This window comes from Mucilaginibacter sp. P4_C11 (genome assembly GCF_056402115.1).
Window position 1 is genome coordinate 1 of sequence record NZ_JBFUIA010000065.1, and the last position, 9,821, is coordinate 9,821.

The window sequence follows — 9,821 nt, forward strand, 5'->3', positions numbered from 1 at the left end:
GTTTAAGGAGCAATAAAAAAATAAACTCTTTTTTTTCAGAAGTAAAATTTCCGATCACCAGAAATCAATAAAATTATGTCATAAAAACCTGACATAACTAAAAATCGATGTGTTTCAGCTAAAAAAAAAGAAAAATATGCTCCAAAAAGGGCTTTGACCGAAAAAATGCTACCTCATTTGTTGTTTCAATAAAAAAACGACGCTATTAACTGTCTGTTTTCATCACCTTAGCCTTTTGATATTTTTTTTGCCAATTTGTCACACAGCATGACACAACCCGAGTGTACTGACAAAAAATCCTGAAAAACCTACCAAAAACCTGCAAAACAAAGCAACAAGATTCCAAATCGAGGTTAAATTTCTTAATTACAGGTATGCCAAACTGTTTTTATCCAGGTGTGCCAATAATCAAACAATTTGGTTAAATTGAGGGTTGATTTAATAGTTTAACCATTTACCTAAACATGAAGAAAACACTACTGCTTTTGAGCCTTCAGCTTTCGCTCTCATTTTTTGCTTCGGCCCAGGATATTAAAGGCAACTATGCCATCAAAAACGTACAAACTGGTATGCTATTACGGGTGAAGGATGCCGGATCAAAAAATGGCACACCGTTGGTTGCCTACTATCCCGAGAATTGGAAATGCATGACCTGGAATTTTAAAAATACCGGCGAAAATAGCTACCAGCTACAAAACTTACTCACTAACAAAACTTTTCAACCGGTTACAAAGGCAGATATCAATGTAGCATTTGAAGAGCAACCCCTGGTTGATGCTTCGCCTAACCAGCAATATGAATTTATTGGCGTAAAAAAAGACACTTATCTTATTAAATTGAAAGGTACTGATTTATACCTAACGCCGGCCGATATTAAGGGTAAAGTAAACTCGGCCATTATCCTGGCATCAAAAAGAAATACCCCCGAACAGTTATGGACAATATATGAACAGTCTCCCACGATGTAGTCACTTTTATTAACCTTGATAAAATGAAAAAAGGATTGCTGATTATCTGTATTGCTTGCTTCACATTAAGCGCATTTATATACAATGAAGGGCAATTACCTCAGGCAAGCCCTCCCGCAGGTTATAAAGTGGATACACTGGCAACGAACCTTGTGGTGCCCTGGCAAATTGTTTTTTTACCGGATAATAGTATGCTGTTTACCGAGCGCCCCGGCCGTGTGCGCATTTATCGCAATGGTAAATTATTGGCAAAACCGGCTTTTATTATCCCTGGTATACCCTTAAGGAATAAATCGGGGTTATTGGGTATGTGTATCCATCCCGATTTTACCAGCAACGGTTATATTTATATCGCTAACGATTATCTTGAAGATAATAAGATGCGTTTAGCCATCACCCGCTATATTTTCAAAAACGACACCCTTACTAATCCTTTTAACATATTAAAGGGAATCCCGGCCAATCAAAATCATACAGGCTGTCGCCTTGTATTCGGACCTGATAAAAAACTATGGATAACCACCGGAGATGCCGACCAACCAGCCTTAGCACAGGATTTAAAGGCCTACAACGGCAAAATTTTGCGGGTTAACGATGATGGCAGCATCCCATCCGACAATCCTTTTTATAACAACGATACTGCCCGTAAAGAAATTTGGACCTACGGACACCGCAATACCCAGGGCCTAGCCTTTGAACCAGGAACCGGCGCACTGTTCAACTCAGAGCATGGGCCTACCGGAGGGGATGAAATTAACATCATAAAAAAGGGCGAAAATTACGGATGGCCTGTAATACACCACCGCGATACTAAAATTGGCATGAATACCCCGTTAGCCGAGTACACACCATCAATCGGCCCTGGCGAGGCTATGTTTTATTCGGGCAAAGCATTTCCGCAATTGCAAGGTTACCTGCTGGTTGCTTGTTTAAGAGGTGAGCAAATTTTAAAAATACAACTTGACCATGATAAAATTACCGGGCAGGAAGTATTGCTGAAACAACAGTATGGCCGTGTCCGGTCGTTAGTGACAGGGCCCGATGGTTACATCTACTTCTCCACTTCCCAAATCGACCCGGCAGAAGGCAGTCCGCGCCCCAATTATGATATGATATTGCGGCTAAGGCCATCAGGCAGCAGCGATAAACCGTTGTTATCCCAAAAGCTTATTGAAAATAAGCCCATCCTGAAATCAACACAAAAACAAACCGCGGGGATAATGTTTCATCAACTATGTGCCAGTTGCCATGGCGATAATTTACAGGGAACCGATAAAACACAAAACCTGCTTGCCGGCAAATTTAAATATGGATCAACTAAAGCATCCATTATCAAAAATATAACAAATGGCATTACAGACCAGGGCATGCCTGCATGGAACGGCGCTATAAGTAAGGGTGATATCAACCAGATTGCGAATTACATATATAAAAAAACCAGGAACAGTATAAAACATAAATAATATGATGGTTTTAAACAAAGTATTGTTTGCATTAACGCTTTATTATATTTTTGAGATATGAAGCATATATCTATCCTGGTACCCAAAGGCGCTATATTAGGCAGCCTTGAAGGTTCGCGCCAGTTATTTACCCAGGTGAACCAGTTTTTTTTATCAATGGGAAAAGACCCTGTTTTTAAAGTTGAGCTTGTTGGCCTGCAAAAAGAAACGCCAATCAGTGGTGGTTGTTTTACTGTAAATTCGCATCTTTTGATCTCGGATGTTAAAAAAACTGACCTGATCATTATCCCTGCACTTGATGGCGAAATAACGAGCGCTATCGAAAACAATAAAGAATTTATCCCCTGGATAACTGATCAATATAAAAACGGCGCCGAAATTGCCAGTTTATGTATGGGAGCGTTCCTGTTGGCGTCAACCGGCTTGCTGAAAGGTAAAAGCTGTGCTACCCATTGGATGGCTGCCAACCAGTTCCGTACCATGTTCCCCGATGTAAACCTGGTTACCGAGAAAATTATTACCGACGAGCAGGGCATTTATTCAAGCGGCGGCGCATTCTCATACCTTAACCTGATTTTATACCTGATTGAAAAGTTTGCCGGCCGGGATATGGCCATTTTAAGTTCAAAGGTATTTGCTATCGAAATGGAGCGTACCAACCAATCGTCATTTATTATTTTCCAGGGACAAAAAGACCATTCGGATGACCCGATAAAAAAAGCACAGGAATTTATCGAGAAAAATTACTCAGAAAAAATAAGCGTCGAACAACTGGCATCTATGTTTGCCTTAGGTAGGCGCAACCTGGAACGCCGGTTTAAAAAAGCCACCTCCAACACCGTTGCCGAATATATTCAACGTGTAAAAATAGAAGCAGCTAAAGCGAGTCTTGAAACATCCCGCGATAATGTAAACGAGGTAATGTATAACGTTGGCTACACCGATAATAAAGCCTTCCGTAATACATTTAAACGTATTACCGGGCTGTCTCCAATGGATTACAGGAATAAATATCAGCGCGAATATTTGAACTGATAATTGCCCCTTATAACGCTGTTGTGAGCTATTCGTCCAATAAAAATTGCTGCCCCATTTAAATCCTTGTTATAAGCCCGATCGTTTAAAAAACTTCTGAATAGTATCGGGCTTAGTCATTAAAAGTGTCTGGATGCCCAGCTTTTGGGCACCCTCCAAATGCTGCGGACTATCATCTATAAAAAGCGTCTCGGCTGGGTTAAGGTTATTTTCATCCAATACCATCTGGAATATCCTGGCTTCGGGCTTCCGCTTGCCGGTGAGATGCGAGTAATAAGCTTTTTCGAAAAGATGGTCGTTGCCGTCAAACCCAAAATCACTTTTCAGGTACTCCATAATGTGATCATAGTGGATAGCGTTGATGTTACTCAATAAAAATGTGTGGTATTTTGTTTTCAAATCCAACAGTAATTCRTGGTTTCCAGGCTCAATTCCGAGTAACATACTGTTCCACGCGCCGTTTATTTGGCTATCTGTAAGGCCATGATTGCCCGATTTTTGCCTGATATAGTCCCTAAACTCCCCGGCAGACACCTCTCCCCTATCAAATTTATCAAAAATTTCGTCCTGTTGTTTATGACCAAAAAACTCAGCTGCATTACTGATACCCAACTGGTTCCAGCCTTGTTGAGCCAGTTTGAAATCGATATTAAAGATGACATTACCGTAGTCGAAGATGATATTTTTGATATTTTGCATAAAGGGTTTTGTAAATTGACTGCAAATATGTAAAATTGCACCCGTTAAATAAACACAAATAACCGCGCCTATAGCTCAGTCGGTTAGAGTAGAAGACTCATAATCTTTTGGTCCCTGGTTCGAGCCCAGGTGGGCGCACAGAGTACAAAACCCGCTTTTTACATACGTAGAGCGGGTTTTTTCGTCTTACACATGCGGGTTAGGATCACCTGCGGCACCGTGGCTGTTACATATTTGTTACGGGATTTACATAGTTTTTTGTTGAACTTGACGTACCCATGTAACAAATATGTAACGGGATTTACGTCATTATTTATGTAAATTATGGCTACCACCGTAAGTGCAAAGATTTATTCGCACCATGAAAAAGCCGACGGTACTTTCAATGTGAAGTACGTTGTCTATCACAAAGGGGAAAGAAAATTTATCGACTCCCCGCATTTTGTCTCTAAAAGACAAATCACCAAAGATTTTGATATCAAAGACAAAATTGTCCTCAGATGGCTGGATGAAGCCATGGACGATTACCGCATCCTAATCAGTGCGATCAATTCAAGACTCGATTTTTTTACCTGTGAGGAGTTGCGCGACTATTTAAGAGATAGTAATAAGGATATTGATCTCATCGAGTTTGCGAACTCTCATATCGAATTCCTCAAAGAACATAACCGGGAACCATACTCACGGACTTTCCGGAAAGTAAGAAACAGCCTGACCGATTATTTTGGCAGACCACAGATCTCCATCAATGAAATACATTCCAACATGCTATTTCAATATGAGCGATTTCTTAAAACACCCCGTAAATTAACCCGAATTAATCAATTAGGGAAAATGGTCRCCACTTCAGAAAAAGGCCTTTCAAAGGGCGGATTGCATGCTCATATGCGGGACCTACGCACTTTATTCAATGAAGCCAAAAGGAAATTCAACAATGATGAGTTGGGGATTATCAGGATAAAACACTATCCATTTACCAAGTACAAGGTTGGCAGTCCGCCTGCAACTAAGAAGCGGAATTTTGATGTTCAACAGGTCATTGCGATTCGTGATTGCAAGGTGCCCGAAGGAAGCCGCGTAGAATTGGCAAGAGATATGTTTATGCTGTCGTTCTACCTATGCGGAACAAATGCAGTAGATTTTTACCATTCCTCAGATTTAAACGTCGTAAACGGGAGATTTGAGTACAATAGGTCGAAAACCCAAGGCAGAAGGCAAGATGAAGCCTTTATTAGTATCAAAATTGTAGATGAAGCAAAAGTTTTGCTGGAGAAGTACCTGGGAAAACTTAATTCAAGATATGGCGCGTATGATTATTTAGATTATGCCCTGTATAAAGGCATGAAAGGCCTGAGAGAAATTACCGGCATCAATGAGCTTACTTTGTATTGGGCACGACATACTTTTGGAACCTTAGCAAGGAATGAATGCCGGATGAGTGTGGATGACATCGCTGAAGCCCTAAATCACGTTGATAATGGCCATTTCACTACTGATATTTACCTTGCTAAAGATTGGGGAATTGTCGATGATGTACAGGCCCAAGTAATCGCATTATTAATTCAAGCACGAAATATTAATGATAACGTCGTTGGCTACGATCATGAAAAGTATAGAAGTGGGATGCGTTTAGTAGTTGCCTAATTGCTGTATGTAAATATTTGTTTAAGTAGATCATCATTCATTAGAAGTGGTTATTGATAAGATTTGATTGACCATTTCTAATGATAGTATATTCTAAACTACTCGACAAAATTACTCTTTGATATATTTAATAAATCGGGAAACCTGATAAAGATCAGTTAATAAGGTTATCCAGTTTATAGGTATTTATGAACAACCTGTTTTTCATATAAATAAATCACTAAATTGCTTAGTATTTATATATTTATATGTCTCTGATACTTAACGCCGCACCTATCACATTTTCTAATGCAAAAATCCAGGTTGAAAAATTTATCTATTCTGAAGATAAATTTGAACAATTAAGAGATGAATTCAGGAAATCGCATTTAATTAAAAGAAGTGGAAATGAAATAATTGCCGTTCCATTTAAAAATGGCAATCCACCTATTGGTGGTGAACAGGCTACAATAGATTTGGAAGTAGACCTTTCTTTAGCAAAATCCTTGGCCAACAATGCGCTGTATCGAGAACTTTACAGGAGAGATTGCTGGATTTCAAGCATTAACCCATTAAGCTATTTGACCACTAAAAACAATTTGCTTGAGGGATGCATGCCTGACGGAGTGGCCCTGATAAAAGGGTTAAATGTGTTTGTGAAATGGGAAATTGAGTTTAGAGTTATTGATCCAGTGGGAAAATCTCCTTTTGTATCTATGAATATTAATATAGGTACGGCTCCACGAATTGCATTAACCTGCCAACAACTCATGGTTAAAGGATTGTCAGTCATAAGCTATTATGTTGGTAAACCATATTATGGGAAAAACCCAGAGCTAAAGCCTCGCTTTTCAACCATTGGAAGGGTAACGAATGTAAATAGTGACGGAATGCTCGAACTTGAAGATGTTCGTGATGGAGAGCCTAATTTGATTGACCCAACAGAAGTTTATCTTGAACCCCGAGAAGATTTGTTGGATTATTGCATTCGTGCATTATATGCAAATAACGCTTCTGAAATATTAATAAATCTTGATAAAAAGCTGGCTGCATATCATACTGGAAACCAGAAATTCAATAAATTAAAATTCGCACTTGATAGTTACAAAAAGTTTAAATTAAGCTTGGTTGAAGGTGTTGAATTTTCGATTGAAGATTTTTTAAGTGACGACAGCACGAATGAGAAACATCTTAAAGCATTTAACGCGGAAAAACCTGTTTTCGTTTTTGCTCATGGTGCATCCAAAACAAGTTACTATAATGACCTCGGTCTTCAAAATTATGGACCCTTTTCAAGGGAAACATTCAGCCCTAATAAACCCAGGATTTGTGTCATTTTACAAGCCACAAAAAAAGGTCAGGTAGAGCAAGTTTTACATAAATTCTTAAATGGTATTGCCCCAGTTCCATTTGGTAAAAATGGCAAAACTTTCGAATTTACGGGTTTGAAGACAAAATTCCGATTACAGGATTGTTCAGTTGAATTTTTTACGACAGCCGACGATTCAATTACTGGTTACAATAAGGCTATTAGTTCTGCTCTGCAGTCAAATGGTAACGATCGCCCATTTGACTTAGCACTGGTCCAAATTGATGATAGTTTTCGTAGCCGGCACTCAGCTAACAACCCGTATCTAACGGCTAAAGCCAGATTCATAGGTCAACAAATTCCGGTACAAGAATTTACACTTGAAAATCTCAGTCAACCGGACACTCGAATTGTTTGGAGTCTTAACAATATGGCATTAGCAACTTATGCCAAACTTGGTGGCGTACCCTGGTTATTGACTGCTGATACTACAATAGGACACGAAGTTGTCTTCGGAATTGGAAGTGCAATGATCCATACAAGCAGAATGAGCACAAAGCAAAGGATGATTGGAATTACAACAGTTTTTACTGGTGATGGACGATACTACATTAACAATATCTCATCAGCTGTAACATCGGATGAATATTTTGAAACGCTCTTAAGCAGTTTACGTAATACGATGGAACGTGTAAAAAAAGATTTTGCATGGAGGCCGAGAGATACTGTTCGATTAATCTTTCACGCATTTAAAACCTTTAAAGATGCAGAGGCTGAGGCCGTAAAAAAAGTAATGAGCGAACTTGGAGATTATAATGTGGAATTTGCCTTTGTTCATGTGGCACCGAATAACCCTTATATCTTATTTGACACCAGCCAGAGCGGTGTTTTTGGAAAAGGTGTTTATGCCCCGGAAAGGACAAAATACTTGCAATTGTCAGAGCATGTTTCATTGGCGAGTTTAACAGGCCCGCAAGAATTAAAAAAATCAAGCGATGGAATACCTCAGCCAATTCAGCTTATCCTACATAGAGATTCCACTTTTAAAGACATGGCATATTTGTCAAAGCAAATCATCAAATTCGGTGCACATTCTTGGCGAAGCTTTCAACCGGCACCTATGCCAGTCTCAATATACTATTCCCAGTTAATGGCGCAAATGCTAAGTCAACTTTCAACAGTGGAGAACTGGAATTCTGATGCAATTTATAATAAGATCGGTACTACGAGATGGTTTCTTTAAATCAGACCCAAGCAGGATTTATTCTTAGAGATATTTATACTGCACTTATTGGAAAAGTTAAAAATATTGAAGCCAATTCTATTGACGGCGCATTCGTTGTATGGATGTTTCCTTCTGGGAGTGGAATTGTTCAACCGATTTTGCCTGTCGATTTCGCGACAACAAACTACAGTCATGTTGCACAACTGGGTTTTTTGGCTGAAATAAATCCTGAATTTTATAAAGATTATCAATCGAGTTTAATTGATGGATTAACAAGAACATCGCAAAGATCAGCAACCATTGCTGGTGTAGGTCCGGCAGGATTTTATAGTGATGCTATAGCTTTATTAGGAATTGCACTTGGCGCTAAACATATCGGCGGCGAAATTCAAAATTCGATAAAAAGTTGGATGTTATCATTTGTATTTAAATCATTAACAAACCTACCAGATTGGAAAAAAATTATCATCAAGGCGTGTATATTTATTTTAGATCCGGCCAATAATACTAATATTGATTATAAAATTGAAGCCAATATTGATATCCAACTTGCCTTAAATATAAAAGGCATAAATGCTTTTAAAAACATCGATTTTGACGGGGCATATCATTCAATTACCCGTGGAACAATACATGATGATCCTGAGATAGGATTAATTGCATCAAGGTTATCAGTTATAGATTACTTGACTAATCATTTGCCAGCAATTTCGTTAAGTAAACCCAAAATTGAGGAGATTGCATTGGTTTTAAATAACCTTACCGCTGCGTTTCGGCGTTGGGTTTGGGAGGAAAAGCCAAAGACTACGACAAGTACAATTCAAAAATGGGATCTTCAAAATGAATATCATGTTCAAAGTTTGCTTTACTTTTTTTTAGCACCACTATTTCCTGATATTGAATCTGAATTTTATTTAGAAAATACTGGGCAATTAAATTCTCGGGCTGATATTGGTCTTCCTTCATTAAACCTGATTATTGAAGTGAAATTTTTAAGAGCAAGTAAAAATTTCCAAAATATGCTTGAAGAAATTGCGGCCGATAACACGTTATACTTTAAAAATAATAGTGTTTATAAAGAAAAGTATTCTAAAATGCTGGTTTTTTTATGGGATGACACTAATAGAAATCAAGAGCACACAACTTTTAGGACAGCAGTGAAAACCTTTAATAACATCTTTGATGCAGTAGTTATGTCCAGGCCTGGGATTATGCCAAAAAGTACGACTATTGTTAAAGAACAGAAATAGCTTCCCACCTCAGTAATTGCATTAATTATCAGTTGGAATGACTCATTTTCATCATAATACCTTACCCTGACTGCTACATCAATTTTTTAAATTCATCGAGAGCAATAGTGCGGATGATTTTAAAAGGCAATTGTCGTTAATTCTTGAATTTAAAGTTCTTAATGTCCTTATGACAGAAAAACCATCAGCTATTGATGTTAATTCATTTAACCTTTTTTCGCGTGATTGATTCATCAATCTGTTCTACAA

7 protein-coding genes and 1 tRNA gene are annotated in these 9,821 nt (G+C 38.4%); 7 read left to right on the plus strand and 1 reads right to left on the minus strand.

Annotation, left to right across the window (positions count from 1 at the left end; translation table 11 throughout):
• Nucleotides 1-464 precede the first annotated feature (464 nt).
• The 3 genes from AC1DU2_RS30470 to AC1DU2_RS30480 are packed head-to-tail and all read left to right on the plus strand — an operon-like array spanning nt 465 to nt 3,466.
• Nucleotides 465-968 (plus strand): RICIN domain-containing protein, encoded by a 504-nt coding sequence (locus tag AC1DU2_RS30470; protein ID WP_477360844.1) that lies wholly within the window; start codon nt 465-467, stop codon nt 966-968.
• Between the two features lie 23 nt (nt 969-991).
• Nucleotides 992-2,431 carry a PQQ-dependent sugar dehydrogenase gene (locus AC1DU2_RS30475; protein ID WP_477389345.1) on the plus strand — a complete coding sequence of 480 codons (1,440 nt, stop codon included), beginning with the start codon at nt 992-994 and terminating at the stop codon, nt 2,429-2,431.
• Nucleotides 2,432-2,488: 57 nt separating this feature from the next.
• On the plus strand, nt 2,489-3,466 hold the full coding sequence (locus AC1DU2_RS30480) for a GlxA family transcriptional regulator (protein ID WP_477389347.1): 978 nt from the start codon (nt 2,489-2,491) through the stop codon (nt 3,464-3,466).
• 69 nt (nt 3,467-3,535) lie between these two features.
• Here AC1DU2_RS30480 and AC1DU2_RS30485 read toward each other — a convergent pair whose 3' ends face one another.
• Nucleotides 3,536-4,165 (minus strand): HAD family hydrolase, encoded by a 630-nt coding sequence (locus AC1DU2_RS30485; protein WP_477389349.1) that lies wholly within the window; start codon nt 4,163-4,165, stop codon nt 3,536-3,538.
• Nucleotides 4,166-4,229: 64 nt separating this feature from the next.
• Here AC1DU2_RS30485 and AC1DU2_RS30490 point away from each other — a divergent pair.
• From AC1DU2_RS30490 to AC1DU2_RS30505, 4 genes are all read left to right on the plus strand, one after another.
• Nucleotides 4,230-4,303 (plus strand) — tRNA-Ile (locus tag AC1DU2_RS30490).
• A 186-nt stretch (nt 4,304-4,489) separates the two neighbouring features.
• On the plus strand, nt 4,490-5,809 hold the full coding sequence (locus AC1DU2_RS30495) for a phage integrase SAM-like domain-containing protein (RefSeq protein WP_477389351.1): 1,320 nt from the start codon (nt 4,490-4,492) through the stop codon (nt 5,807-5,809).
• Between the two features lie 248 nt (nt 5,810-6,057).
• A complete protein-coding gene (locus AC1DU2_RS30500) occupies nt 6,058-8,340 on the plus strand; it encodes an argonaute/piwi family protein (RefSeq protein WP_477389353.1) in 2,283 nt (760 codons plus the stop codon).
• Nucleotides 8,328-9,572, plus strand: a complete 1,245-nt coding sequence (locus AC1DU2_RS30505; RefSeq protein ID WP_477389355.1) for a PD-(D/E)XK nuclease domain-containing protein — start codon at nt 8,328-8,330, stop codon at nt 9,570-9,572. Before AC1DU2_RS30500 ends, AC1DU2_RS30505 begins: the two co-directional genes overlap by 13 nt.
• The last annotated feature ends 249 nt before the right edge of the window (nt 9,573-9,821 follow it).